The sequence below is a fragment of the Streptomyces sp. NPDC111628 genome (assembly GCF_055635195.1).
The window spans coordinates 949,301-975,119 of sequence record NZ_JBVKBZ010000003.1; the positions used below are offsets into that span (position 1 = coordinate 949,301).

18 protein-coding genes are annotated in these 25,819 nt (G+C 68.6%); 14 read left to right on the forward strand and 4 right to left on the reverse strand.

Annotated elements, in window-relative coordinates:
* The first annotated feature begins 42 nt into the window (after positions 1-42).
* The 4 genes from ACZ7MF_RS19255 to aepY all read left to right on the forward strand — a co-directional run bounded on the left by ACZ7MF_RS19255 (position 43) and on the right by aepY (position 9,643).
* Entirely contained in the window at positions 43-6,696 is a 6,654-nt protein-coding gene (locus ACZ7MF_RS19255) for a type I polyketide synthase (RefSeq protein WP_471478001.1), read from the forward strand.
* A gap of 26 nt (positions 6,697-6,722) precedes the next feature.
* Positions 6,723-7,763, forward strand: coding sequence for a ketoacyl-ACP synthase III family protein (locus ACZ7MF_RS19260; protein WP_471478002.1), 1,041 nt, complete (start codon positions 6,723-6,725; stop codon positions 7,761-7,763).
* An 84-nt stretch (positions 7,764-7,847) separates the two neighbouring features.
* Positions 7,848-8,543 (forward strand): DedA family protein, encoded by a 696-nt coding sequence (locus ACZ7MF_RS19265; RefSeq protein ID WP_153176562.1) that lies wholly within the window; start codon positions 7,848-7,850, stop codon positions 8,541-8,543.
* Positions 8,540-9,643: a phosphonopyruvate decarboxylase gene (aepY, locus tag ACZ7MF_RS19270; protein WP_471478003.1), complete on the forward strand. Its 1,104-nt coding sequence runs from the start codon at positions 8,540-8,542 to the stop codon at positions 9,641-9,643. Before ACZ7MF_RS19265 ends, aepY begins: the two co-directional genes overlap by 4 nt.
* A gap of 73 nt (positions 9,644-9,716) precedes the next feature.
* Here aepY and ACZ7MF_RS19275 read toward each other — a convergent pair whose 3' ends face one another.
* Together ACZ7MF_RS19275 and ACZ7MF_RS19280 are read right to left on the reverse strand one after the other, a co-directional pair.
* Positions 9,717-10,118, reverse strand: coding sequence for an ArsR/SmtB family transcription factor (locus tag ACZ7MF_RS19275; protein WP_016325505.1), 402 nt, complete (start codon positions 10,116-10,118; stop codon positions 9,717-9,719).
* Between the two features lie 68 nt (positions 10,119-10,186).
* On the reverse strand, positions 10,187-11,752 hold the full coding sequence (locus ACZ7MF_RS19280; protein WP_471478004.1) for an MFS transporter: 1,566 nt from the start codon (positions 11,750-11,752) through the stop codon (positions 10,187-10,189).
* 745 nt (positions 11,753-12,497) lie between these two features.
* Here ACZ7MF_RS19280 and ACZ7MF_RS19285 point away from each other — a divergent pair.
* The 8 genes from ACZ7MF_RS19285 (at position 12,498) to ACZ7MF_RS19320 (ending at position 22,804) form a co-directional block, all read left to right on the forward strand.
* Positions 12,498-13,220 (forward strand): CTP synthase, encoded by a 723-nt coding sequence (locus ACZ7MF_RS19285; protein WP_471478005.1) that lies wholly within the window; start codon positions 12,498-12,500, stop codon positions 13,218-13,220.
* A gap of 110 nt (positions 13,221-13,330) precedes the next feature.
* The gene (locus ACZ7MF_RS19290) at positions 13,331-15,853 is read left to right on the forward strand and encodes a molybdopterin-containing oxidoreductase family protein (protein WP_471478006.1); all 2,523 of its coding nucleotides are present in this window, start codon (positions 13,331-13,333) and stop codon (positions 15,851-15,853) included.
* A gap of 54 nt (positions 15,854-15,907) precedes the next feature.
* Positions 15,908-17,230, forward strand: coding sequence for a 3-phosphoshikimate 1-carboxyvinyltransferase (gene aroA / locus ACZ7MF_RS19295; protein WP_471478007.1), 1,323 nt, complete (start codon positions 15,908-15,910; stop codon positions 17,228-17,230).
* Positions 17,227-18,762 (forward strand): 2,3-bisphosphoglycerate-independent phosphoglycerate mutase, encoded by a 1,536-nt coding sequence (gene gpmI / locus ACZ7MF_RS19300; protein ID WP_471478008.1) that lies wholly within the window; start codon positions 17,227-17,229, stop codon positions 18,760-18,762. Before aroA ends, gpmI begins: the two co-directional genes overlap by 4 nt.
* Positions 18,759-19,118 carry a hypothetical protein gene (locus ACZ7MF_RS19305; protein ID WP_471478009.1) on the forward strand — a complete coding sequence of 120 codons (360 nt, stop codon included), beginning with the start codon at positions 18,759-18,761 and terminating at the stop codon, positions 19,116-19,118. Before gpmI ends, ACZ7MF_RS19305 begins: the two co-directional genes overlap by 4 nt.
* 321 nt (positions 19,119-19,439) lie before the next feature.
* Positions 19,440-20,312, forward strand: a complete 873-nt coding sequence (locus tag ACZ7MF_RS19310; RefSeq protein ID WP_471478010.1) for a phosphate ABC transporter substrate-binding protein — start codon at positions 19,440-19,442, stop codon at positions 20,310-20,312.
* A 3-nt stretch (positions 20,313-20,315) separates the two neighbouring features.
* Entirely contained in the window at positions 20,316-22,127 is a 1,812-nt protein-coding gene (gene pstC, locus ACZ7MF_RS19315) for a phosphate ABC transporter permease subunit PstC (RefSeq protein WP_471478011.1), read from the forward strand.
* Positions 22,115-22,804, forward strand: coding sequence for a phosphate ABC transporter ATP-binding protein (locus ACZ7MF_RS19320; RefSeq protein ID WP_471478012.1), 690 nt, complete (start codon positions 22,115-22,117; stop codon positions 22,802-22,804). The genes pstC and ACZ7MF_RS19320 overlap by 13 nt, the downstream gene beginning before the upstream one ends.
* 118 nt (positions 22,805-22,922) lie before the next feature.
* Here the strand turns inward: ACZ7MF_RS19320 and ACZ7MF_RS19325 are convergent, their stop codons facing one another.
* Positions 22,923-23,312 carry an ArsR/SmtB family transcription factor gene (locus ACZ7MF_RS19325; protein WP_471478013.1) on the reverse strand — a complete coding sequence of 130 codons (390 nt, stop codon included), beginning with the start codon at positions 23,310-23,312 and terminating at the stop codon, positions 22,923-22,925.
* A 68-nt stretch (positions 23,313-23,380) separates the two neighbouring features.
* Positions 23,381-23,740, reverse strand: a complete 360-nt coding sequence (locus tag ACZ7MF_RS19330; protein ID WP_007445854.1) for an ArsR/SmtB family transcription factor — start codon at positions 23,738-23,740, stop codon at positions 23,381-23,383.
* A 156-nt stretch (positions 23,741-23,896) separates the two neighbouring features.
* Between ACZ7MF_RS19330 and ACZ7MF_RS19335 the strand changes: the two genes are divergently transcribed.
* Positions 23,897-25,291: an FAD-dependent oxidoreductase gene (locus tag ACZ7MF_RS19335; protein WP_471478014.1), complete on the forward strand. Its 1,395-nt coding sequence runs from the start codon at positions 23,897-23,899 to the stop codon at positions 25,289-25,291.
* A gap of 67 nt (positions 25,292-25,358) precedes the next feature.
* Positions 25,359-25,817 (forward strand): ArsI/CadI family heavy metal resistance metalloenzyme, encoded by a 459-nt coding sequence (locus ACZ7MF_RS19340; protein WP_471478015.1) that lies wholly within the window; start codon positions 25,359-25,361, stop codon positions 25,815-25,817.
* Positions 25,818-25,819: the final 2 nt, after the last annotated feature.

Genomic DNA, 25,819 nt, shown 5'->3' on the forward strand with positions numbered 1-25,819 from the left:
GCTTCACCAGTGAACGGCTTCGTCATGCCCGGAAGGACATTCATGCCTCACGATTCCACCCGCGCGGCTGGGTCTGCCAGTGAACCGATCGCCATCATCGGCATGGCCGGACGGTTCGCCGACGCCACCAGCCCTGAACAACTCTGGGACATGCTGCTCCAGGGCCGCGACGCCATCACGGACATCCCGCCGGACCGCTACGACGTCGACGCCGTCTACGACCCCACGCCCCGCACGCCCGGCCGCACGGTGAGCCGGTGGGGCGGCTTGCTCCACGACATCGACGCCTTCGACGCGGAATTCTTCGGCATCTCCCCCCGAGAGGCCGACCGCATGGACCCCCAGCAGCGGCTCCTCCTGGAGGTCGCCCACGAAGCCCTCGAAGACGCGGGTCAGCGCCTGCCCCGCATCGCGGGCACCGACACGGGCGTCTTCATCGGCCAGCTGGGTGGGGACTACTGGCATCTGCAGTACGACGACCGCGATCAGCTCGACCTGTACGCCATGACCGGTGCGGCCGCCCGCGCCATCACCTCCGGCCGGCTGTCCTACGCATTCGACCTGCGGGGACCCAGCTTCACCGTCGACACCGCCTGTTCCTCCGCGCTCGTGGCCGTCCACAACGCCGTCCAGGCCATCCGGCTCGGCGAGTGCCCCCTGGCGATCGCCGGCGGGGTCAACCTCGTACTCCTGCCGGAAGAGGGGGTCGTCTACTCGGGCGCCGGCATGCTCGCCTCCGACGGCCGCTGCAAGTTCGCCGACGCCTCGGGCGACGGCTTCGTCCGCAGCGACGGCATCGGGGCCGTCATCCTCAAGCCGCTGTCGGCCGCTCTCGCCGACGGCGACCGCATCCGGGCGGTCATCCGCGGATCCGCCGTCGGCAACGACGGCCAGAGCAGTGGCTACCTGGTCACGCCCGCCGTCGAGGGCCAGCGTGACGTGCTGCGCCGCGCCTACGCCAACGCCGCCGTGGACCCGGCCGACATCGACTACATCGAGGCCCACGGCACCGGCACCAGCGTCGGCGACCCGGTCGAACTGCAGGCCCTGGCCGACATCGTCGGCGCCCGGGCCTCGGACGATCGCTGTCTGGTCGGCTCAGTGAAGACCAACATCGGCCACGCCGAGGCAGCCGCCGGAATCGCCGGTCTCATCAAGGCCGTGCTCTGCCTGGAGAACAAGACGATCCCGCCCAACCTGCACCTGAAGAACCCCAACCCCGCCGTCGACTGGGCCAACCTGCCACTCGCCGTACCCACCCACGCCACCCCTCTGCCGCAGCGGGACCGGCCCGCCATCGCCGGAGTCTCCAGCTTCGGCTTCTCCGGAACCAACGCCCACCTCGTCCTCGAAGCCGCCCCCGAGCCGCGCACCACCGCCCGGGACACAGCGCCGGACGCGCGCAGCGAGCTGCTGGTGTTGTCCGCGCTCAGCCCCGAAGCCCTGTCCGAAGCAGCCCGCAGCATGGCCGACCACCTCGAAGGCCCCGGCGCACAGCAGAAGCTGCGGGACATCGCCCACTCCGCGGCGCTGCGCCGTACGGCTCACGAGGCCCGCCTCGCCCTTCCCGTCGAGAGCCACGCCGAGGCCGCCGCCGCGTTGCGAGGGTTCGCCGACGGCGACAACGAGCCCGGCCTGTCCTTCAGCGACTACACCGACTCCGAGGCGACGCCACGGGTCGCGTTCGTATTCCCCGGACAGGGCTCGCAGTGGCCAGGCATGGGCCGCGAGCTCCTGGACACCGAGCCGGTCTTCCGCCAGGCCATGCGGGACTGCGACGAAGCCATCAGGACGGAGAGCGGCTGGTCGGTCATCGAGCTGCTGCGCTCGGCGGACGAAAAGCGGCTCAAGGAACTCGACGTCATCCAGCCCACCCTCTGGGCCATGGAGATCGCCCTGGCCGAACTCTGGCGCTCCTGGGGCATCGAACCGGACGTGGTCATCGGCCACAGCATGGGTGAGTCCGCCGCCGCTTACATCGCCGGCGCTCTCTCGCTCTCTGACGCCGCCGCGGTGATCTGCCGCCGCAGCCGACTGGCCAAGCGCCTTTCCGGCCGGGGCACCATGGCCTGGGTCGCTCTTCCCGCCGACGAGGCAGCGGCAGCGCTGGTCGGTCACGAGGACACGCTGGCCGTAGCCGCCATCAACAGCCCCACCTCCACCCTCCTGTCCGGTGATGGTGAGGCCCTCGACCAGGTACTGGCCGGCCTCGACGCGCGCGGTGTCGACAACCGGCGGGTCAACGTGGACTTCGCGTCACACTGCCCGCAGATGGACGCTCTTCAGGAGGACCTGCTCTCCGAGCTGTCCCACCTCACACCGCGGCCAGGCATCATCCCCCTGCACTCCACCCTGCTGAACAAAGTCATCGACGGCTCCGGCATGAACGCCGAGTACTGGGTGCGCAACATCCGCCAACCGGTCGACTTCGTGGGCGCGGTACAGGGCCAGCTCGACCTCGGCGACACCGTGTTCGTCGAAGTCAGTCCTCATCCGCTGCTCGTGTCAGGAATCCGCGAGACCAGCCGTTTGGCCACCGGCGCCGACACCACCGCCGTCGGCAGCCTGCGCCGGCACTCGGACGAACGCGGCTCCCTGTTCACCTCCGCCGCCGCCCTGCACACAGCCGGTGCCCGTCTCGACCTCGGCAAGCTGACCGCCGACGGGAGCTACGTGGCCCTGCCCACGTATCCGTGGCAGCGCACCCGCCACTGGATCAGCCCCGCCCCAGCCCGTCCCACGGCCGCCACCGCGGCGCCTGCCGAGCCTGCAGCGGGTGGGGAGCAGGCGACGCACCCGCTGCTCGGCAACCCGTCACCCGCCGAGGGCGCGACCCGCATCTGGCGGGGTCCACTGCGGCTCGCTGACCACCCCTACCTGCGCGACCACTGCATCCAGGACACCATCATCCTGCCTGGCACCGCCCACCTGGAGCTCGTCAGCGCTGCCGCACGCACCGAACTGGGATCCGGAGCGCTGTCGGTGAGCGAGGTGCACTACCACCGGGCCCTCTTCCTCGACGAGGACGGGCCCGCACCAGAGGTCCAGGTCACTGTCACTCCGCGCCCGGACTCCTCACTGCACTGCCGCATCCTCAGCCGGGAATCCGCCGACGACGACTGGGTGCTGCACACCGAAGCAACTGCTCACGCGGTGGTCGGCGACACCCCCCGACCGGGCGAGTCGCTCCAGTCCATTCGTGCCCGCCTGCCCCAACACCAGGACGCCGTCGACTTCTACACGTGGAACGCCGCCCGCGGAAACCAGTGGAACGGCACCTTCCAAGGCATCACCGAACTGTGGCGCGCCGACGGCGAGGTCCTCGCCCAGCTGTCCTGCCCGGCCGCGCTCCTCGACGGACTCGCCCACCACCACTTCCACCCGGCTCTCCTGGACGCGAGCGGGCACGCCATGGCCGCCACCCGTGAGCTGACTGCGCCCGGTGACGAAGGCGTCTTCGTCCTCGGCGGCATCGACGAGGTCCGCTTCTACCAGCAGCCGCCTGCCTCCTTGTTCAGCCACGCCAGGCTGCTGCCGTCCCTGCGCGAGGACTCGTTCACCGCCGACATCGACATCCGCGCCGACGACGGTCGTCTGATCGCCCAGATGCGCGGACTGCGCCTGCAGTACCTGGCCGGCCACGCTCCCGCCCTGCTCAACCCCCGTACCGAGGATTCCGTGACGCCATCCCGCACCCCCGGCTCCCCGGCCGCCCCAGCCGGCGGCGACCGTGACACCTGGCTGCACACACTCACTTGGGACGAAGCCCCCCTTCCCGCCCCGGCCACGGGCACCACTGACCCCGACGGCTTCTGGTTGCTGTTGACCGACAGCGGGCCCACCGGGCGCGCCCTGGTGCGTGAACTGAACGGCCGCGGCCAGCGCGTCGTCGCCGTCACCGCCGGCGCGGGCCAGCTGGCAGGGGGCGGCGACCGCTACCGCATCGACCCCGCCAAGGAAGAGCACTACCGCGAGGTCCTGGCCGATGTCGCCCGCTACGGTGCCTGCCGCGGCATCATCCACCTGTGGGCCCTGGACGCCCAGACCGGCCTGGACGCCAAAACCACCGAAATCCACCGCACCCAGGTGCTCGCCGCGCACAGCATCCTGCACCTGACCCGGTCCCTGGAGAAGGAACCGCTCGGCAACCCCCCGCTGTGGCTGGTCACCCAACTCGCCCAGGCCACCGGCACCGGGGAGCGGGTACGCCACCCCTTCCAGGCCATGCCGTGGGGGCTGGGCCGCACGCTGGCTGCCGAGGCACCCGCACTGAACCCTCGCCTGGTCGACCTCGACCGTTCCCCGGCCAGTGTCCCCGCCCTGGTGGAGCAACTGCTCCACCCCGACCAGGAGAATCAGGTCGCGTGGCGCAACGGCCGGCGCCTGGCAGCCCGGCTGCGCCCCGCGGCGGCCGCCACCCCTGCGCCGCAGGCGCTGTCACTGCCCACACCCGGCGTCATCGACGACCTGCAGCTGACCGCCGCCCCCTCGCGCGGCCTCGCCGCGGACGAAGTCCGTATCCAGGTCAGCCACGCCGGGGTCAATTACCGCGACGTGCTCCTGAGCCTGGGCATGTATCCCGGACAGGACGACAGGCCGCCCGTGATGGGCTGGGAGTGCGCCGGCACGGTCAGCGAGACCGGCTCCGGCGTGACCGACGTCGCGGTGGGCGACCAGGTCATCGCCTTCGCCGAAGGGGCATTGGCCTCCGAGGTCGTCACCCGCGCCTGCCTCACGGCACCCAAGCCGGCCAGGCTGACCGCGGCCGAGGCCGCGACCCTGCCGGCCGCCTACCTCACCGCCTACCACGCCCTGCACGACATGGCCCGCCTCGAACGGGGCCAGAAGATACTCATCCACACCGCGACCGGGGGCACCGGCCGGGCCGCGCTGAACGTCGCCCGCTGGAAGGGGGCCCGCGTCTTCGCCACCGCCGGCAGTGACGCAAAGCGGCAGCTGCTGACCGAGCTCGGTGTCGAGCAGGTCGCCGACTCCCGAAGCCTTGCCTTCGCCGACGTCTTCAAGCCGGCTGTCGCAGAGGGCTTCGACGTCATCTGCAATACCCTGGCCGGGGACGCCATCGAGGCGAACCTGTCCCTGATGGCCCCGTACGGGCACTACCTGGAACTCAGCAAACGCGACATCCTCGACAACAACGCGTTGCCGCTGGGTGCCTTCGCCCGCAACCTTTCCTTCCACGCCATCGACGTCGTGCACATGATCCAGCACGCGCCTGAACGCGCTGGCCGTGTGCTGCGGGCCGCTGCCGCCCTGGTCGACGAGGGCGCGCTGGAGGCACTGCCGCACACGGTGTATCCGGTCGCGAAGGCCGCCGACGCCTTCCGGTTGATCGCCCAGGCCCGGCACACCGGCAAGATCGTGCTGTCCTTCGGCCAGTCATCCGTCACGGCCGGCGGCCCACGCGGCCGCTCGGTCACCGTTCACGCCGACGGTACTTACCTGGTCACCGGAGGTGCGGGCGGCATCGGCGGACAGCTGGCTCTGTGGCTGGCCGACCAGGGCGCCCGCCACCTGCTGCTCACCGGCCGCAGTGCGCTGCCCGAGCAGGACGCGGTAGTAAGCGGGACTCATCCGCAGGCCGCCGCCGTCGCCGTGCTCCGGCAATTGCGCGAGCGCGGGGTGAACGTGGCGTACAAGGCTGTGGACGTCGCCGACGCCCAGGCCATGCGGGCGATGCTGGAGTCGCGACGCCGCGCGGGGATGCCGCCTGTGCGTGGGGTGTTCCACGCGGCCGGGGTCATCGACTACACCCTGCTCAGTGACATGAGCGGCGCCGAGATGGATCGAGTCCTGGCGGCGAAGGTCTCTGGGGCGTGGAATCTGCACCGGCTGCTGCGCGAGGAGTCGGTCGAGGCGTTCGTCCTGTTCTCTTCCGGCTCCGCGCTCCTCAGCTCCCCCATGCTGGGCGGGTACGCGGCAGGGAACGCGTTCCTCGATGCGCTGGCGCACCACCGGCACGCCCAGGGCCTCTCCGGCACCGTCGTCAACTGGGGGTTCTGGGACAGCGTCGGGATGGTGGCGCGCAAGGAGCAGGAGGAAGAGCGCACGCTGCTGCCGCACGGCATGAACTCGTTCAGCCCGGACGACGGTCTGTCGGTGCTGGGCAGGATCCTGGCCGAAGGCAGGCTCCACACGGCGGTGTTGCCGGCGGACTGGCAGGCTTGGGCCCGCGCCTACCCGAGCGCCGCTGCTGCCCCTCTGGTGCAGCACCTCACCAACAGCGATCAGTCGGCGTACCCGGCTCCCGCTTCTGAGAAGCAGGCCGCCGAACCCCGCCCGTTGTCCCAGGTCGCCGATCCTGACGTGTCCCGTCGTGTCGCATCCGCGCCAGCCGGGGCTCCGCCCGCCTCTGCGGCGGTCGCCGAGCCCACGGCTACTGCCCGGATCGCACCGCAGGCCACTGCTCCTGTACAAGCAGCGCCCAGCAGCGAACTGCTCGACTTCCTCAAGCAGGAGGTTGCGGTCGTGATGGGGCTGCGGCCCGAACGGGTCAACGTCAACCGGCCGCTGAGCCGGCTCGGCATGGATTCCCTCATGGCTGTCGAACTCCGCAACCGCGTCGAACGCCGCTACCAGGTCAAACTCCCCATGGTGCAACTCCTCAAGGACGGCACCATCACCACCGTCGCCCAAGCCCTGGCCAACGAACTGAACTCCGCAGACGCCTCGGCCTGACCGAGCGAGGGACGAGGACCGACTTCATGAAGACCACTGACATTCGCATCGCCGGGCTGGGCACGTACATCCCCGAGATCGTCGACGCCCGGAAGGCCGTCGCGCTGGGTCTGTACGACGCCGACGACTACGAGTTCTACGGATGGACCGGCGCCGCCGTCGCCGACGACATGCCCGCTCCGGACATGGCGGTCGCCGCTGCCCGGCAGGCCATGGAACGCTCCGCGCTGCACCCGCACGACATCGACTTCCACATCCACGCCTGCGGGCACGAACAGGGCCCCGAAGGCTGGTCGCCGCAGCACTACATCCTGCGTCACCTGACCGACCGCGACGTGCCCTCCTTCCGTGTCTGGCAGGCCTGCAGCGGACTGATCGGCTCACTGGAGCTGGCCGCCTGCTACCTCAAGGCCGTACCCGAACGCAGCGCCGCTCTGCTCACCGGCGCCGACAACGTCGGAACCCCCAACTTCAACCGGTGGGCCTTCGGTATCCAGAACGGGGTGCTCGGTGACGGGGGCAGTGCGATCCTGCTGTCGAAGTCCGAGGGCTTTGCGAGCCTCCTGTCCATCAACACCGGCTCCACGGCGGAGGTCGAGGAGCAGTACCGCGGTACGGAACCGCTCTTCCCCCCGTCGCTGACGGTCGGCCGCGGCATGGACTTCAAGGAGCGTCTGGCTGCCGCCGGCGGGCTGGAGGAGACCGTCGCCGAGGTCGTGCGCCGTCAGGGCGAGCTGCGCACGGAGATCGCCCTGCGCACCCTGGCCGAAGCCAACCTGGAACCGAGTGACGTCACCAGGGTCTGCCACGTGTTCACCGGCCAGGAGAGCTACCTGAAGGTCATCCTCGACCCCATGGGCCTCTCCCCCGACCAGGGCCTGCTCGACTTCGGCCGCAACCTGGGCCACATGACGGTCAACGACCAGATCGTCGGCCTGACGCACCTGGTGGAAACCGGGCAGGTCGGCCCAGGTGACCACGTACTGATCGTCGCCCATGGCGGCGGGGTGTCCATCACTTGCGCCGTCGTACGCATCGACCAGCGGCCCGACTGGGCCGCCGGCTGATCAACCCCGCCCGCCTGCCGGTCCCGCGACGGGGCCGGCAGGCGGCATGTCCGCTCATTCGCACCACCGTCCTGGGGGGCACGCGTGCAAAACCTCGCCTCATCACCCTTGCTCGACGCCGAGGCCCTGATCTCCGGCTTCGGTCTGCTGGGCATCATGGCCACTGTCTTCGCCGAATCCGGCCTGATCGTCTGCTTCTTCCTGCCCGGCGACTCGCTGCTGTTCACGGCGGGGCTGCTTGTGGCCAACGACCAGTTCCTCCACCAGCCCCTGTGGCTGGTCATGCTCGCCATCGCCGCAGCCGCCGTCCTGGGCGACCAGTTCGGCTACGCCTTCGGCCGCAAAGTGGGCGGGGCTCTCTTCCGCCGCCCCAACTCCCGCTTCTTCAAACAGGAAAATGCCGAGCGGGCCCAGCAGTTCATGCTCAAGCACGGTCCCAAGGCCCTGGTGATGGCCCGCTTCATACCGGTGTTCCGTACCTTCATCCCCATCACCGCCGGCATCGGGCGCATGACGTACCGCACGTTCTTCCTGTTCAACGTGATCGGCGCGGTGCTGTGGTCGGTCAGCCTGACTCTTGTCGGCTACTACCTGGGCCAAGTCGCCTTCGTCCGCGACAACATCGAAGGCATCGTCATCGGCATCGTGCTCATCTCCGGCATTCCCATCATCATCGAGGGCATCAAGATGCGACGCCGCGCCCGCAGCGCGCCCGCAGCGGGCCAGGAGATGCCCGTCACGCCGTCCACCACCCCCGAAACGGAGCTGCCCCGTCCATGATCACGGCACAAGAATTCTGCGACCTCCTGGCCGACCGCGGCTTCACCCTCGCCAGCGGCGTTCCCTGCTCCCACTTCGGTGGACCGATCGCGCACCTGAGCACCGAGCCCGGTCGCTACGTACCCGCCCCGAACGAGGGCAGCGCGCTCGCCGTGGCCGCCGGCGCCGCCCTGGGCGGGCAGCGCGCCTACGTGATGCTGCAGAACTCCGGTCTGGGCAACCTCATCAATCCGCTCACTTCCCTGGTGATGACCTACCAGCTGCCGATCCTGACCTTCACCAGCCTCCGGGGCTGGCCCGACCCCGCAACGGACGAACCCCAGCACGCCGTGATGGGGCCGGCGACTCCCGGCCTTCTCGACAGCGTCGACACCCCGCACCACACCTTGTACGCGCGGGACGGGGTCGAGGAGTTCACCGCGATCCTGGAGAAGGCGGAAAAGGACCTCGCCGAGCAGCGGGCGCCGTTCGTTCTGGTTGAACGCGGCGCCATCGGCAAGGCCGCGGCGGCCAACTCCCCTCACACCGAGGGACTGCCCGCCGCGGAAGCCATCCGCCTCGTCACCTCTGCCGCGCCGCAGGCGGCCGTCGTCGCCACCACCGGATTCACCGGCCGTGACACCTTCGCCGTGGCCGACACGCCCAGCACCTTCTACATGCAGGGCTCCATGGGCCACGCCTCCTCCATCGGCCTCGGCGTGGCGCTGACCCAACCGGAGCGGACCGTGGTGGTCCTGGACGGGGACGGAGCCCTCCTGATGCACCTGGGCGCCCTGTCGATGATCGGCGGCGAGGCGCCTGCCAACCTGATCCACGTCGTGCTCGACAACCGGGTGCACGAGTCGACGGGCGGACAGGCGACAACCTCGGCGACGACCTCGTTCCCCGAGATGGCGAAGGCCGCCGGATACGCCGACGCGGTCGTCTGTGACCGGGAGGAGGACGTGCGGGCAGCGATGCTGCGGGCCCAGGCCGCTCCCGGCCCGCACCTGATCTGTATCAAGACGCTGCCTCGCACGGGCGCGATCCCGCCCCGCGCGACCAATGCCCTCAGCACGCTCGACATCCGGGACCGCTTCCAGAACGATCTGCGGCAGTAGCAGGGGCGGCACGCCACAGGGGCCGTGTTCCACTCGTCTGCGTGGAACACGGCCCCTGTGGCGAGTGGCGGGCTCAGGCGCCCTGCACCGCGGCCGGCTGTCCGGCCCCCGTCTGGAGGCAAGCCGCAACCGTCTCAGGGTCCATGGCGGCAAGGCTGGCGAACATGCGCAACGGCTCGGCCAGCGTCTGACAGCACATCACGTACTGATTGCTGCGGCCCTTGGGAATCGCCTCTACGAGGTTCTGTTCACGCAGCGGGGCCAGGTGATGGCTGACCAGGGTCTGACTCAGGCCGGTGGCCTCCTGCAGTTCCTTGACGGTGCGGGGACGTTGCGCGATGAGCAGGATCAGCGTCAGTCGCGTCTCGTCCGCCAAGGCCCGCAACTTGGGTGCCAGCATCTGTGCCCGCTCGCGTTCGCTGAGCCACTGGTCAGGATCGCTGACCGCCACCCTGAGCTTCGACGGCCGGGCCATCGCCACCTCCCTCTCACCCGCGGGCCGGGCTGTGGAGTCGATCCTACGCACTGTCCGCTCCCCGGTCTTCAGGACGTAGCGGCGGCGTCGGCGCTGTCGCTGCGGGCGGCGGCTTCGGACTGGGCTGTGCCGTCCTCGTCGGCAACACGAGCTCGGGGCAGAATAAAGGCGGCGGCCAGGGCGCCGACCGCCGCGACACCCACGGCGATCAGCAGCGTGCCGGTGAACCCGCCCACGAAGGACTGCTGCGCCGCGTCCAGCACGCGCCGGCCCGTGTCGCCGCCGAGCTGCTGGGCCACCGCGGAAGCGCCCGCCAGGGACTCGTGTACCGCTTCTCCGGCCTCGCCAGGCAGCTGAGCCGCCTGGGGCAAATCGTCACGGTACAGCGTGGCGATCACGCTGCCGCTGATCGCGATGCCGAGCGCACCGCCCACCTGCATACCGACATCGGCGACGGCCGACCCGGCGCCCGCCTGACGGGCGGCGGAGACCACCAGGATGGCATCCACGGCGGCGGGCAGCGCGATACCCATGCCCAGGCCGAACACGGCCAGGCCGATCAGTGCCTGCGTCTCGTCGTCGACGCTGAGCCCGGCCAGAACACCGAGTCCCGCAGCACACAGCAACAGGCCGACCACCACCGTCGTCTTCAACCCCGTGCGCTCCACCAGCTTCGCGGACAGCGGCGCGCCGACCATCATCGTGCCGATGGCGAGCATGCGCAGGCCCGCGCCCAGGGGGTCGAGCTCGAGCACCGACTGCAGGTACTGGGTGAGCAGGTACAGGCCGCTGTAGAGGCCGAAGGAGGTGCAGGCGATGGCCAGCGCGCCACCGCCGTAGCGAGCGTTCAGGAACAGGCCGACGTCGAGCATCGGATGGGCCGTCTTCCGCTCCCACAGAACGAAGGCGACCATCAGCACCACGCCGACGAACAGGGAGCCGAGGGTGATGATGTCGCCCCAGCCGTTGTGCGGGGCTTCGACCAGGCCGTAGACGATGGCCACCAGTCCCGCCACCGAGAGGAGGGCTCCGACCAGGTCCAGTCCGGGGTGGCCTTCGGCCTTGGACTCGGGGATGAGCTTGGCTCCGCCGATCAGGGCGATGGCCGCGAGGGGGACGTTGATGAGGAACATCGATCCCCACCAAAAGTGTTCGAGCAGCAGACCACTGACGAGCGGGCCGAGCGGCACGCCGACCGCGGCGGCGCCCGACCAGATGCCGATCGCCTTGCCCTGCTCCTCGCGCGGGAAGACGTCCTTGATGATGGCAAGAGTGGCGGGCATCATCAGCGCTGCCGAGATGCCCATGAGGGCCCGGAAAGTGATCAGCATCTCGGCGTTGGTAGCGAACGCGGCGCCCAGGCTGGTCAGGGCGAAGGCCCCCAGACCGACGGAGAGAAGCCGCTTGCGGCCGAACCGGTCCGACAAGCCGCCGGCCATGAGCAGCAGTCCGCCGAATGCCAGGGCGTAGGAGTCCACCATCCACTGCAGTTGGCTGCTCGTGGCATCCAGGTCCTTCTGAATGCTGGGCAGCGCCAGGTTCAGGATCAGGGTGTCCAGGCCGATCAACACGAGACTCAGGCACAGGATGTTCAGGATCTGCCATCGGCGCGGATGGCCGGCGGAGCTGGTCACTTGCTTCTCCTCAAACGCAACAGGTTGGAGTCCCGGGGAGCGGCTGTGGCCGGCCGTCGCACGGGGGTATGACGAGCAGGCCGGCCATCAGCCAAGCCCAAACTAAACAGCACTCATCGCTATCAACAGTCATCACTGTTAATAACGGCCTGGTTTGTGCGCCGGATCCGGCCAACTCGCGCGGCCTCCCACGACCCGGCAGGGCAGGTTCCGTTTACCGCACTGGCGTGCACGGAAGCACTCACGGTGACGGATCACCGCCGAGCGGGACTCCTGCCGCCCCCTCCGGTCCGCTGGCACCGGAGCGCCACCGTGACGGCTGGTCAGAGCACCTCCTTACCGCCCCTGGCAGCCGACGCAGCGGCAGTCCCGTCACATGACAGAGATGGCGTGATCGTTTCCAGGCCGACCCGGAAACCCTCGAATACTTTGACCGCCATCGATAAATTGAGCGAGAAGCAGCACGGGGGGCCTGCAGAGGGCTCCCACACGGGGCACACCAGGGGGCTGGCAGACATGCGTACATCCGGTAGGCAACAACTCGCAGCCCAGCCGCCCACACGGCGGTAGTTCCCCGCTTTCCTTCCTCACGGGACCCGTGCGTGGCGGCACGGTCCTGACATCACCTCAGGCACGACCACACCCGCGCAGCAGAACGCACGGCACGCGCTCTGCCGCGCCCCTTGGGCTGGAACCGTCACTGGCGAGACGGATTCGCCCTCCTGAACCGTTGAAGGGGAAAACGATGTCAGCCTCTGCACAGCCACGCCTTGCCCTGGTGGGAGACCGCGGCAATCACGACGAGCCGTCCCACCCCAAGATCGACGCGATGCGTGAGCAGTGGGACCTGACCACCGAGTGGATACCGACCACCGACATACACGACGCCTCGGTTCTCAACGGCTTCGACGGCATATGGGTCGTGCCGGGAGCCCCGTACTTCAACCAGAAGGGCGTGCACGTCGCCGTGCGCCACGCCCGTGAGAACGGGCTGCCCTTCCTGGGCACCTGCGGTGGCTTCTTCAGCGCCCTGATCGAACACGCCCAGAACGTGCTCCACCTCCCCGAGGCGGCCGGCGTCGACGAGGACCCCGAAAAGCTGATGCCTCTCGTCACCCCGCTGAAGTGCTCCTTCCGCGGAGAGAAGGCTCCCTTGACCGTGATGGAGAACTCCCGGCTGGCCGGCATCTACGGCACGACCGAGGTCGAGGAGATCTTCCACTGCGACTACGGCCTGACCGACACCTTCATGAACGCGGCCAACCAGGGCTCACTGAGGCTGAGTGCCTGGGACAGCGACGGCGCACCGCGTGCCCTGGAGATCACCGGCCACCCCTTCTTCCTCGGCAGCCTCTTCCAGCCCGAGCTCTCCTCCGCTCCGGGAAGCGAACACAAGATCCTCAAGGCGTTTCTGGCCGCCGTAAGCGCGAAGGCCGACACCGACGCTCTGCCGATGCCCACGACCTGACCACCACGGCACATCCGCATCCGACAAGGCCGTGCGGCACGCCCGCACGGCCCGGGCACCGCCATGCCCGCCTCGTACCCCACACCAGGCGGAAGGATCCCCACGTCTTCATGAAGCACGATCAGCACGGCCTGTCCCGGCGCGGTTTCGTCCGCGGGAGCGTCGTCGGCGGTGCAGGCCTTGGAACGCCCGTCCTGCTTCCGGTGGTCTCTGCACGAGCCGCCGACGCCTCAGGCTCCCTGGGAGAGCCGTCCGGTACGGGCGGAGGGTCCGGCGCGGATTTCACCGACCAGTCCGCCGCCTTGACCCCCGACAAGACAGTCGCCACCGCCTGTCAGTTCTGCAATTCCAACTGCCGACTCAACATCGATCTCAAAGCGGGCCGCGTACTGGCCGTGCGAGGCGAGGACAGCGACCCGGTCCAGCAAGGGCAGGTATGTGTCAAAGCCGAGCTGATGTCGCAGCTCGTCTACAACACCGAGCGGCTGACCCGTCCACTTCGCCGCGTCTCCGGCGCGAAGGGCTCTCCCCACTCCAAGTTCGAGGCCGTGAGCTGGGAGGAGGCCCTGCACACCATCGCCAAGAAGTTCCTGGCGCTACGGGATGCAGGCCAGGCCCACACCATCGCCAACCGCACCACCGGCCGGATGCCCCGAGGCACCGGATCTCTCGTGGCCCGCATGTTCGCCATGCTGGGCAGCCCCAACAACACGGATGTCGGCCCGGTCTGCAACGACGCCGGCGGCAACGCCCTCGCGATGACCTTCGGACTCGGCAACTTCACCAACGGCTACGGAACCGACGGCGCGACCGGCAAGGACGACCTCGGCTCAGCGCGCCACTACCTGTTCCTGGGGACCAACCAGGCCGAGACACACCCGGTCACCTTCGACTACCTCCTGCGCGGCCGCAAGGAGAACAACGCGACCCTGACGGTCGTGGACCCGCGCCTGACGCCCACCGGAGCCGCCGCCGACCGCTGGGTGGCGCCGAAGCCGCACACAGACCTCGCACTCCTACTCGCCATGCTCCACCACATCGTGCAGGAGAAGCTGTACGACAAGGCGTTCGTCAAACGCTGGGTAGCAGGGTTCGACGAGCTGCGCCGACACCTCGCGAAGCACCAGTACACCCCCGAGTGGGCGGCAAAGGTAACCGGAGTCAAGGCCGATGTCATCACCAAGATGGCGGTGGAATACGCGACGGCGAAACCGGCAGCACTCTTCTGCAACGCGGGAATCTCCCACCAGCTCGGCGCCTTCGACACCTACCGGGTGGCCACGTTCCTTGCTGCGGTGACCGGCAACATCGGGCAACCCGGCGGCGGCTGCAACTTCATGCACAACACCTGGCCCGGCGACCTGCAGTTGCCACCCCTGGACGCCGACCTGCCCGAGCGGCGCGAGGCGCTGCCGGTCGGCCCGGACTACTTCGCCGAGTCCATCCTCACGGACAATCCCTACCGACTGCGCGCGGTGGTGACCCAGGGCAATCCGCTGGTGTCCTCGGCCAACACCACCAAGGTCAAGAAGGCATTCGAGCAACTCGACTTCTACGTCTACACCGGCCTGTTCATGGAAGAGGCCGCTTACTACGCCGACATCATCCTGCCGGTCTGCAGTGGCCTGGAGATGGAAGGCGTCTACATGCGCCGCGACGACCGAGCCATTCGCTGGCAGGACCAGGCCGTCGACCGAGTGGGCGAATCCCGGCCGGACTGGGAGATCTGGGTCGGGCTCGCGCACACGCTGGCCGAACTCGACAGCCGTCGGCCAGCCGCCGAGTGGCGTGCGGCGTTCCCAAAGCGGTGGATGAACTACCGGGAACTGTGGGACGACTTCGTCACCCACACCCCCGGCGTGGGCGGAATGACCCGCATAAGGATGCGACAGCGCACCGAGCCGCTGCGCTGGCCGTGCCCCACCGAGGACCACCCCGGCGTGAGCACCCTCTACCTGGACCACCCCAGCTGGTACCAGGCGGCCGAGTCACTCGACCCGGCCAACCGAGGCAAACGCTTCCTCACCCCCAGCGGCAAGGTCGAGATCTCGACACCGGCCCTGGAGAAGAAGCTGGCGGTCACCGGGCACAGCGCCCTGCCAATCTTCTACACACATCCCGAGGTCACCGGCAGGAACCCCACCCTGTCCTACAGTCGCAAGTTCGTCACCAACCCCATCAACCCGCAGGCAGTCACCCATCCCGTACGCCTGGGAGTCCCCGGAAGCGACGCGGTGCACCGTGACTTCCCGCTCATGGGCATGACGGGCCGGCCCAGCGTCGTCCACTTCGCCGAGGTGACCCACTGGACACCCACGGGCAAGCAGCTCAACGGCATCCGCTTCATCCAGATCCACCCCGACACGGCACGGCGTTCCGGTATCGCCGACGGTGACGAGGTGACCGTCGAGAGCCCTCGCGGATCGGTTACCGGTACCGCACTCCTCTGGGAGGGGATCCGAGCGGACACCGTGTTCGTCCCCAACACCTTCGGGCCGGCCCAAAAGCAGGGTGACCTCTTCGACGACCCCCGCTACGAGGCGGCCAACACACTGCCCGACGACCGCTTCTACGACAACCTGTCCGGCCAGCAGGCCTTCAAGTGCTTCGCCTGCCGGGTCGTCAAAGCCTGACGCATCACCGAGCACAGGCATCACCTCACCCGTCCCCACTGCAGGAGGTATCGCATGTCCGCAACGCCCGACCCACGGCTCAAGGCCGAGACCCTCACGATCCGAACCCTCACCGGTTTCGACGAGACAGTCCGCGTCCTGGGGTCCAAGAGCTACACCAACCGATACCTCGCCATCGCTTCGCTGTCCGGGCAGGAAACGGTCATCGACAACGCGCTGTTGTCCGACGACACCGTCTACTTCTCCCGCGCCATCGAGACCTTCGGTCACGTCACCTGCGACATCGACCACGCCGCCGCCCGCATCCGCGTCACCCCCACGGGCAAGCCGATGCGCGCCCCGAGCGAGGACATCTTCGTCGGTGGCGCGGGCACGCCGCTGCGGTTCCTGATCTCCATGGCCGGCCACGCCGACGGCACGACGATCATCACCGGTAATGCCCGCATGCAGGAGCGCCCCATGGGCGACCTGCTCAAGGCACTGCCGGCACTGGGCGTGGACGCCACGGCGGTCCGCGGCAACGGCAGCCCGCCCGTCCGCGTCGTCGGCGGCTCCTTCAAGGGCGGCGCCACCTCCATCAGCGGAGCCGTCTCCAGCCAGTTCACCTCAAGCCTCATCATCAACGCCCTGCGCGCCCAGACCGACACCGAGATCACCATCAGCGATGACCTGGTCTCCAAGCCCTACGTGGAGATGACGCTCGCCGCACTGGCGGAGATGGGCGTGAGCGTCGACCGGGACGGCTACCGACGTTTCACCGTCCCGTCCGGTCAGCAGGCCCGCGGCGGCCAAGTCACCGTCGAGCCGGACGCCTCCGGCATGTCCTACTTCCTGGCGGCCGCCGCCATCCTCCAGTCGCGCGTCGTCATTCCGGGCATCGGTGCCGGCTCCCACCAGGGAGACGTCCACCTCGTCCAGGCCCTGGAGCGAATGGGCTGTCGCACCGAGGTAGGCGACGACTCGATCACGGTCACCGGAGGCCCCCTGCGCGGCATCGACATCGACATGGAGGCCATGCCCGACGTCGTGCCCTCACTGGCCATCGTCGCCGCGTACGCCGAAGGCACCACCCGGATCACCAACATCGCGTCCCTGCGCGTCAAGGAGTGCGACCGCATCGCCGCCGTCACCACCGAATTGCGCAAGATGGGCATCGACGTGGAGGAACACGCTGACGCGATGTACATCACCGGCGGCAATCCGCACGGCGCGGTCATCGACACCTACGACGACCACCGCATCGCCATGACCTTCGCCATCGGCGGTCTGCGCACCGAGGGCGTGGTCATCAAGGACCCGGGATGCGTCGCCAAGTCCTTCCCCGCCTTCTGGCAGACCCTCGACACCCTGCACCCGGACCTGGAGAGCACCAAGTGAGCACACCCGAACCGGTGCTCGCCGGCCCGGGCATCCTCCTGGTCCTCGACGGCTGGGGCTCCGCCGACGCGGCCGACGACAACGCCCTGAGCCTCGCACGCACCCCGGTGCTGGACGAACTCGTGGCCCAGCACCCGAGCACGCTGGCCGAAGCTTCCGGCGAAGCGGTCGGTCTGCTCCCCGGTACGGTCGGCAACTCGGAGATCGGCCACATGGTCATCGGAGCCGGAAGGCCCCTCCCCTACGACAGCCTCCTGGTCCAGCAGGCCATCGACAGCGGCACCCTGCGCAGCCATCCGCGGCTGGACACTGTGCTGAACGAGGTCGCCGGCTCCTCAGGCGCGCTGCATCTGATCGGTCTGTGTTCGGACGGGCAGATCCACGCCCACGTCGAGCACCTGAGCGAGCTGCTGGCCGCCGCAGCCACGCACCAGGTGGAGCGCGTCTTCATCCATGCGATCACCGACGGCCGGGATGTCGCCGATCACACGGGCGAGGCGTATCTGACACGGGTGGCCGAGTTGGCCGCTGCGGCCGGAACTGGGCAGATCGCCACAGTCATCGGCCGCGGCTACGCGATGGACAAGGCCGGCGATCTCGACCTGACCGAGCATGCGGTCGCCCTGGTCGCCGACGGGCGCGGCTCCCCGGCCGACAGCGCCCACTCGGCGGTCCACTCGAGCGAACGCGGCGACGAGTGGGTCCCCGCCTCCGTGCTCACGGAAGCGGGTGACGCGAGGGTCACCGACGGGGACGCGGTGCTGTGGTTCAACTTCCGGAGCGACCGTATCCAGCAGTTCGCGGACAGGCTCCAGGAGCACCTCGCATCCACCGGCCGCACGGTGAGCATGGTGAGCCTGGCCCAGTACGACACCCGCACCGCGATACCCGCCCTCGTGAACCGCGCGGACGCCTCCGGCGGTCTGGCCGATGAGCTCCAGGAAGCCGGGATGCGCAGTGTCCGCATCGCGGAGACCGAGAAGTTCGAACACGTCACGTACTACATCAACGGCCGGGACGCGACCGTACGCGACGGCGAGGAGCATCTGCGGATCACAGGTGAGGGCAAGGCCGACTACGTCGCCCGTCCCCACATGAACCTCGACCGTGTCACGGAGGCGGTGGTCGAGGCGGCCGGACGCGTCGATGTCGACCTGGTCATCGCCAACCTGGCCAACATCGACGTGGTCGGGCACACGGGCAACCTCGCCGCCACCGTCACGGCCTGCGAGGCGACCGACGCCGCCGTGGACCAGATCTTGCAAGCGGCCAGGAACAGCGGCCGATGGGTAGTGGCCGTGGGAGACCACGGCAACGCCGAAGCAATGACCAAGCAGGCTCCGGACGGCAGCGTACGGCCCTACGGCGGCCACACGACGAACCCGGTCCCGCTGGTGATCGTCCCCAACCGGACCAACACGCCGGCACCCACGCTGCCGAGAACGGCCACGCTGGCCGACGTGGCCCCCACCATCCTGCACCTACTGGGACACAAACCCGGAGCCGTCATGACAGGAAGGCCCATGCTGTGAGTCCACTCACCCCCATACCCGACCACGCCCTGTGGCATCGAACTCCGGCCCTGTCCGACTGCCTGACGCAGCCCCACATCGCGGCCGCCTTCGATCAGGACGCTCTCGTCCGCGAGCTGGAGGCCGACGGCATCGAAGGAGTACTGCACGAGCCCGCCGACCGCTCGCGAGCGGTGCTGGGCCTGCACAACCCGTCCACGACCGAGAGCCGCGTCAATCTCCGCGCCCTGCTGCCCGAACACGCCCACTGCACCTGGCACTTCCTCAGCGGCTCCATGCACACCAGCGAAGCGGCCGACGGCCTGCACCTCCACCTGGCCGCATCCGACACCGTCTGGCTGACCACCACCACATAGCGAGGGCCTCGCCACCAGATCCCCCCCGCAGCCTGCGCGAGCAACCCTCCCAGGGGAGATTCCTCGCGTTCTCTTTCAGGGCACCGCCAACCCCGAAGGATCTGACATGCACGCCTGCACGCACTCAGCGTTCGTCCACGCCCCACCCAGCACTCGGGACACCCCTCCGTCTGCCATTGGCATGACTGACGGGGGCAGTCCGCCTACCAGCCCAGTCCTTCCTCGTCTGTCACACCGGTGACCGTCCTGAGGGCGTCGCATCGCGCCCTGTTCCCCTGCACCCCGAGTACCACGGTCACGCGCAAAGGAAGGGCCTCAGAAATGTTCAGCAAGAAGCGCCGCCTCGCATGCCTCGCAACTTCGGCACTGGCGGTCATGTCGTTGGCCGGTTGCGCCGACGGCGGATCCGGAAAGAGTGGCGCCCTGCAGGTCAGCGGGTCCACCACCGTGGCTCCGGTCGCCGCCGACGCGGCCGAGGCACTCAAGGCCGACGGACTCGACATCACCGTCGCCACCCAGGGCGGTTCGGCCGGCGGCATCTCGCAGCTCGCCTCTGGGCAGATCACCATCGCCCTGAGCTCGAAGCCCCTGTCCGAAGAGGACAAGGCCGCCAACCCCGACACCGACTTCGTCTCCACACAGATCGGCGCCGACGCCGTCGGCATCATCGTCACCAAGCAGGTCGCCGACGCCGGGGTCAAGAACCTCACCGCCGACCAGGTGCGTGACCTGTTCGAAGGCAAGATCAAGAACTGGTCCGAAGTCGGCGGTCCGGATCTCGACGTCTTCGTCTACGACAAGGAGCCGGGGCGAGGCACGCGGGAGGTCCTCGACAAGTACATCTACGTGGACGAGAAGGCCCCGCCGCCGCCCGAGTCCGGCAACTTCGCCATCGTCGGCGGCAACCTGGAAACCCGCAACAAGCTGGAGTCCACGCCTGGGGCCGTGGCACCGCTGTCCACCAGCTTCGTCGAAGGACGCGACCGCCTGGCCGCGGTCACGCTGGACGGGATAGAGGCGTCCCCCGAGAACATCGCCACGGGCAAGTACCCCATGTCCCGTCCCCTGTACATGATCACCGACGGCAAACCGGAGGGGACCGCCAAGAAGTTCATCGACTACGTACTCTCCGCCAAGGGCCAGGCCTTGATGACCAAGCACGACTACCTGACCCTCAAGGAAATCGGGAAGTAGTCGATGACCACCAAGACCCTGACACGGCCGCCCGTCGCACCCGACGTCGGCAGCCGCCCGCGCGCCTCCAAATGGATCTGGAGTTGGCTCTACGGCGGGGCCGTCGCCGTGGCGGCCCTGCTCCTGACCGTCATCGGATACCTCGGCGCAGGACTGGCCAGCGGACACGTCAACTGGCTTGAAGTGCTGACCGAAAAGGCGTGGAGCCCGACAAGCTCTGTGTACGGCGGCCTGGCAATGATCTACGGAACCGCCGTGGTGTCCGCCCTCGCGCTGGTCATCGCCGTGCCGATCAGTTGGGCCGCAGCCGTCGCACTGTCGGAGTACCTCCCGCCCCGTCTGTCCCGGCCACTACGCATGTGCGTGGAGCTACTCGCAGCCGTACCGTCCATCGTCTACGGCCTCATCGGCATCATGGTCGTCCGCCCTGTCATTGCGCAGATCGCCGACGTACCCGGCGGCGACAGTCTCGCTGCCGCCGGCATCGTCCTCGCCGTCATGATCACTCCGACGATCGTGGCGGTCAGCGTCGACTCACTCGCTGCTGTACCGGACCGTGTCCGCGAGTCCGCGTACTCCCTCGGCCTGACCCGCCGGGAAGTGGTCCGCTCAGCAGTACTGCCGCTTGCCCGGTCCGGCATGCGAGCGGCTGTGCTGCTCGGACTGGCCCGAGCACTGGGCGAAGCCATCGCCGTCTTCCTGGTCGTCGGCCGGGCAGATGGACGACTGCCCACCAGTTTCGGGGGGTTCCTCGACTCGCTGTCCCACCCCGGCCAGACTCTGACGACGAAACTCGCCGGTCCGGAGCCCGTCCTCGCCGGGACCTCAGGCCCCCACTTCGCCGCGCTGTGCGCACTCGGTCTCATCCTCCTGGCGCTGGTGGCCGCCGCGACCATCTGGGGCACACGAAGTCGCACCCGCAAGAACGCGGCGGAACGCACTCCGCGTTTCCGGGGGACATCTCGGATGCGGTTGCAGCGGGACCGGCTGGTCATGACGCTGCGGCTGGGCGCCCTGCTCCTACCCAGTGCCCTCCTCCTCGGCATGCTCGGTCTACTGGTGACGCGAGGGAGCTCGGCGTTCAATCCGTCTTTCTGGTTCTCATCAGCGACGGGCGCGGCAGGAGGAGGCGTCCGCGACCAGATCGTCGGCACCGTGCTCCTTATCATCACCACCGGCATCCTGGCCCTGCCCCTCGGATTCGGTGCGGGCATCCTGATCGGCGTCCACGCATCCGAGCGCACCGCGCGAGTGCTGCAGACCTTCACGGTCGTCCTCGGAGGGGCTCCGACCATCCTGCTGGGCCTGGCCGGATTCGTGATCCTCTCCACCACCATGGGCTGGGGCCGGTCGTGGCTGGCCGGCGCGATCGTACTCGTTCCCGTCGTGGTGCCGGTGATAGCCCTGACGACATCCGCCCGCGTCAGGAGCATCCCCCCGGAACTCAAGGAAAGCGCCATGTCCCTCGGCCTGACGCGCGCGCAGTTCGTCCGCTCCGTCGTCGTTCCGTACACCTGGCCCGCAACGATCACCGGACTGCTGCTCGGACTGGCCCGCGCCGCCGGCGAGACCGCCCCGTTGATCTTCACTGCGACGGTCTTCTTCGGCGCACCCGCCCTACCGAGCGGCATCGTGGAAGCGCCGGTGCAGGCACTACCGACCCACATCTTCACGCTCTCCCAGGATTCGGGAGACCCACAGGCCGTCACCCAGGCATGGGGAAGTGCCATGGTGCTGGTCATCATCACAGCCGTACTTCTCAGCGCGGCGGTCGCGCTGCGCAACCGCTTTGAGGGGGAACGATGGACAACGTGATCACCGTGCGCGAACTCCGCGTGCGCAGCAGGGACAAAAGCCTTGTCGGCCCCGTCTCCTTCAGCCTCAAGCACGGATCGACCACGGGCCTGTGCGGACCGTCCGGGGTCGGCAAATCCACGGTTCTGCGCGCCCTGGTGGAACTGCTCCCCAACGGACTGACCCGCGATGGGGAACTGCGGGTGCTGGACCGCACGATCGCCCCCGGCAAGGGAGACGCCGACCTGAGGTCGAAGATCGTCCTTGTGCCCCAGACGCCTGTCGTCTTCGGGGGCAGCATCCTCGACAACGCCCTGTTCGGGCTCCGCCATCTTCTCCGCGCCTCCCAAGAGATCCTGCGCGAGCGAGCGGAGAAGGCGCTGGAGGAAGCCGGTCTGTGGAAGGAGGTCGCCGACCGGCTCGACTCACCCGCGCAGAATCTTTCCGCAGGTCAGCGCCAACGACTCTGCCTTGCCCGGGCTCTGGCCCTGGAGCCGGCCGGACTGCTGCTCGACGAGCCCACCAGCGCCCTTGACGAACGCAGCAGGGACAAGGTCGAACAGTCCATTTCGGCGCTGCGCGGAAGCCGTGCCGTCCTCCTGGTCTCCCACGACCCGGCGCAGGTGGAACGCCTGTGCGATACGACCGTCCACCTGGACCAACCCGTGACGGCATCCACACCTGCTGCCGTGGGCTGATCGCCAGTAGGTGGACGGAAGTCTGCCAACGCCCACAGTGTCTCGATCGCCCCTCACCTCGCGTCGTTGCACCGCACCGCACCGCTTGGAGAGGAGCCTCGGTCCCGACGGCGGATCCTTACGCGCCGACCTGGCTGCGCTGATGCAGGATCTGCATCAGCGCAGCGCGCACACCCGCACCCAGCTTGTAGTAGACGAGCCGACCGTCACGTCTGCTCTCGATCAAGCCGATACAGCGCAATCGTTTCAGGTGATGGCTGACGGTGGCCGGGGACACCCCGACGTCCGCCAACTCATGCACTGGGGCTTCACCCCCGGACTGCTCGGCGAGCTTCATCAACAGCTGCAGACGAACGGGATCTCCCAGGGCCTTGAAGACATTGGACCACCAGACCATGTCGGCCGCAGTCAGCTCCAGACACGTCCCGTCACAAGCGGAGCCCGCCCCTTTCTGACACATGACATCTCCCTCCCAGCGTCCCTTCTGGGATCCGTTACCGGTGGGCATGTCCTGGCACCCAGGGGCCGCAGCACACCGTCCGAGCGCGCACCTGCGGACGGGCAGAGCCGACCGGTTCAGGTGGTCTGCGACAGCAGTCCCGCCATGGCCGACAAAACGCCGGGCGCAACTCGGTAGTACACCCAACTGGCACGGCGCTCCGACTCAAGAAGTCCGGCCTCTCTCAGCTTGCGCAGGTGGTGGCTGACCGTAGGCTGAGAGACTCCGACATCCTGAATGTCACAGACACAGGCCTCGCCGCCCGGCCGAGCAGCGATCTTCGAAAACAGCCGCAGCCGGACGGGATCGGACAGCGCCTTGAACATCACGGCGATCTTTTCCGAGTCCGCAGCGGACAGCTCTTCCTTGCCCAGCGGCTGGCAGCACCAGGACGCGGTGGCGTTCACGTTGGTGGAGTCCAGAGCCAGATTCGACATGCCTCTATGTTGACAGGCATCTAATCATTTGCCAAGCAGCAAGCGGAACCCCTCTGTGCCCGATCGGGCGCAGGATAGATGAACTTCTATGTTGACGGATGTCGATCCCGGATGCATCCTTGCGGCATCGACAAACATCGAAGCCGAGGAGTCATCGTGACTGCGCTCGCCGTCCTCACCCCGCCCGTAGTCGTCATCGGCGCCGGACCCATTGGGCTGGCTGCCGCAGCTCATCTGCTGGAACGGGGTCTGCGCCCGCTCGTGCTGGAAGCAGGCCCCACCGCCGGCAGTGCCGTCAGCGAGTGGGCACACGTCCGCCTGTTCTCCACCTGGGGCGAGGTCGTGGACCCCGCCGCCGAAAAGCTCCTCACCCCCACCGGGTGGAGCAGGCCCGACAGCAGCACCTACCCCAGCGGCGGTGACTGGGTGAAGCACTATCTGCAGCCGCTTGCCGACACCCTCGGCGACCAGATCCGCTACGGAGCCCGAGTCGCCGGCGTCTCGAAGGCCGGTCGGGACCGCGTCGTGGACGCCGACCGCGACGCACAGCCGTACGTCGTCCAGGTGAGGCACACTGACGGCCGGGAAGAAAGGATCACCGCCTCTGGGGTGATCGACGCCTCCGGCACCTGGTCCCTGCCCTCCCCCGCCGGCAGCAGCGGTCTGCCCGCCCTCGGCGAGCACATGGCCTCCGACCATGTCACCTACCGCGTCCCCGACCTCACCGACCCGGCGGTGCGCGCACGCTACGCGGGGAAGCGCACCGCGGTCATCGGCTCGGGCGCCTCGGCATTCACCGCGCTCGCCTCACTGGCCGAACTCGCGCGATCGCAGAACAGCGCGACGACAAAGGCGGTATGGGTACTGCGCCGCGGCCTCTCGGGCTCCACCTACGGCGGCGGTGAAGCGGACCAGCTGCCCGCACGCGGTGCCCTCGGTCTGGCTGCCAAGGCCGCCGTCGATGAGGGCCACGCCGAGGCGGTCGCCGGCTTTCGCACCGAGGCCGTAGAACTCGGTGCTGAGGGCCGACTGATCCTCGTCGCGGAGGACGGACGACGGCTCCAGGCAGTGGACGAGATCATTGTCCTGACCGGTTTCCGCCCCGACCTGTCCTTCCTCTCCGAGGTCCGCCTGCGCCTGGACGAGCGCCTGCAGGCACCGGTCGAGCTCGCTCCGCTGATCGACCCCAACCAGCACTCGTGCGGCACCGTCTACCCGCACGGCCATCGGGAACTGTCCCACCCGGACTCCGGTGTCTACCTGGTCGGCATGAAGAGCTACGGGCGAGCTCCCACGTTCCTGGCGATGACCGGCTACGAGCAGGTCCGCTCGATCGCGGCCGCCCTTGCCGGCGAAACCGAAGCTGCCGACCGCGTCGAACTGGTCCTGCCGGAAACCGGCGTGTGTGGAGGCTCCGGACTCTTTAACACGGACGGCGCCGCCGAGCCCGAAACGGAAGGCTGCTGCGCTCCGTCCGCTCCGCAGCTGGTCCAGTTGTCCACCATCTCCCCCGGACCGGCCACTACCCCCGGCAGCAGTTGCAACGCCTGATCGTCCCCACCCGCAGCCGTTGCGGCCGCGGGAGCGCGCACCATTGCACCGGCAGGAGGAATGTCCCATGTCACGGATACAACTCGCCCTGCGAGTTCCCGACTTGCAGTCAGCCATCGCCTTCTACAGCAAGCTCTTCGACACCGAGCCGGCCAAGCTCCGTGATGGCTATGCGAACTTCGCCGTCACCGAGCCGCCGCTCAAGCTCGTTCTGATCGAGGGAGAAGAGGGCGCGGACACCCGCCTGGACCACCTCGGTGTCGAGGTGGCATCCACCGAGGACGTTGCGGCAGCCACCGCCCGGCTGAGCCAGGCAGGGCTGAGCACTCGCGAAGAGAACGACACCGCCTGCTGCTACGCCCTGCAGGACAAGGTGTGGGTGCACGGCCCCGGTCAGGAGGCGTGGGAGGTGTACGTCGTGAAGGCGGACGCGGACACCCTGGCCAAGCAACCCGGCAGCACGTGTTGCGCACCCACCCACGCCGTCCAACCGGGACCGCAGGCCACCACAACCAGTTGTTGCTGACC

Coding starts and splice junctions, on each gene's coding strand:
- aepY (WP_471478003.1), top strand. CDS start 8,540: ATGATCACGGCACAAGAATTCTGCGACCTCCTGGCCGACCGCGGCTTC.
- ACZ7MF_RS19320 (WP_471478012.1), top strand. CDS start 22,115: ATGGACAACGTGATCACCGTGCGCGAACTCCGCGTGCGCAGCAGGGAC.
- ACZ7MF_RS19340 (WP_471478015.1), top strand. CDS start 25,359: ATGTCACGGATACAACTCGCCCTGCGAGTTCCCGACTTGCAGTCAGCC.
- ACZ7MF_RS19330 (WP_007445854.1), bottom strand. CDS start 23,740: ATGTCGAATCTGGCTCTGGACTCCACCAACGTGAACGCCACCGCGTCC.
- ACZ7MF_RS19290 (WP_471478006.1), top strand. CDS start 13,331: ATGAAGCACGATCAGCACGGCCTGTCCCGGCGCGGTTTCGTCCGCGGG.
- aroA (WP_471478007.1), top strand. CDS start 15,908: ATGTCCGCAACGCCCGACCCACGGCTCAAGGCCGAGACCCTCACGATC.
- ACZ7MF_RS19255 (WP_471478001.1), top strand. CDS start 43: ATGCCTCACGATTCCACCCGCGCGGCTGGGTCTGCCAGTGAACCGATC.
- ACZ7MF_RS19310 (WP_471478010.1), top strand. CDS start 19,440: ATGTTCAGCAAGAAGCGCCGCCTCGCATGCCTCGCAACTTCGGCACTG.
- ACZ7MF_RS19325 (WP_471478013.1), bottom strand. CDS start 23,312: ATGCCCACCGGTAACGGATCCCAGAAGGGACGCTGGGAGGGAGATGTC.
- pstC (WP_471478011.1), top strand. CDS start 20,316: ATGACCACCAAGACCCTGACACGGCCGCCCGTCGCACCCGACGTCGGC.
- ACZ7MF_RS19260 (WP_471478002.1), top strand. CDS start 6,723: ATGAAGACCACTGACATTCGCATCGCCGGGCTGGGCACGTACATCCCC.
- ACZ7MF_RS19285 (WP_471478005.1), top strand. CDS start 12,498: ATGTCAGCCTCTGCACAGCCACGCCTTGCCCTGGTGGGAGACCGCGGC.
- ACZ7MF_RS19275 (WP_016325505.1), bottom strand. CDS start 10,118: ATGGCCCGGCCGTCGAAGCTCAGGGTGGCGGTCAGCGATCCTGACCAG.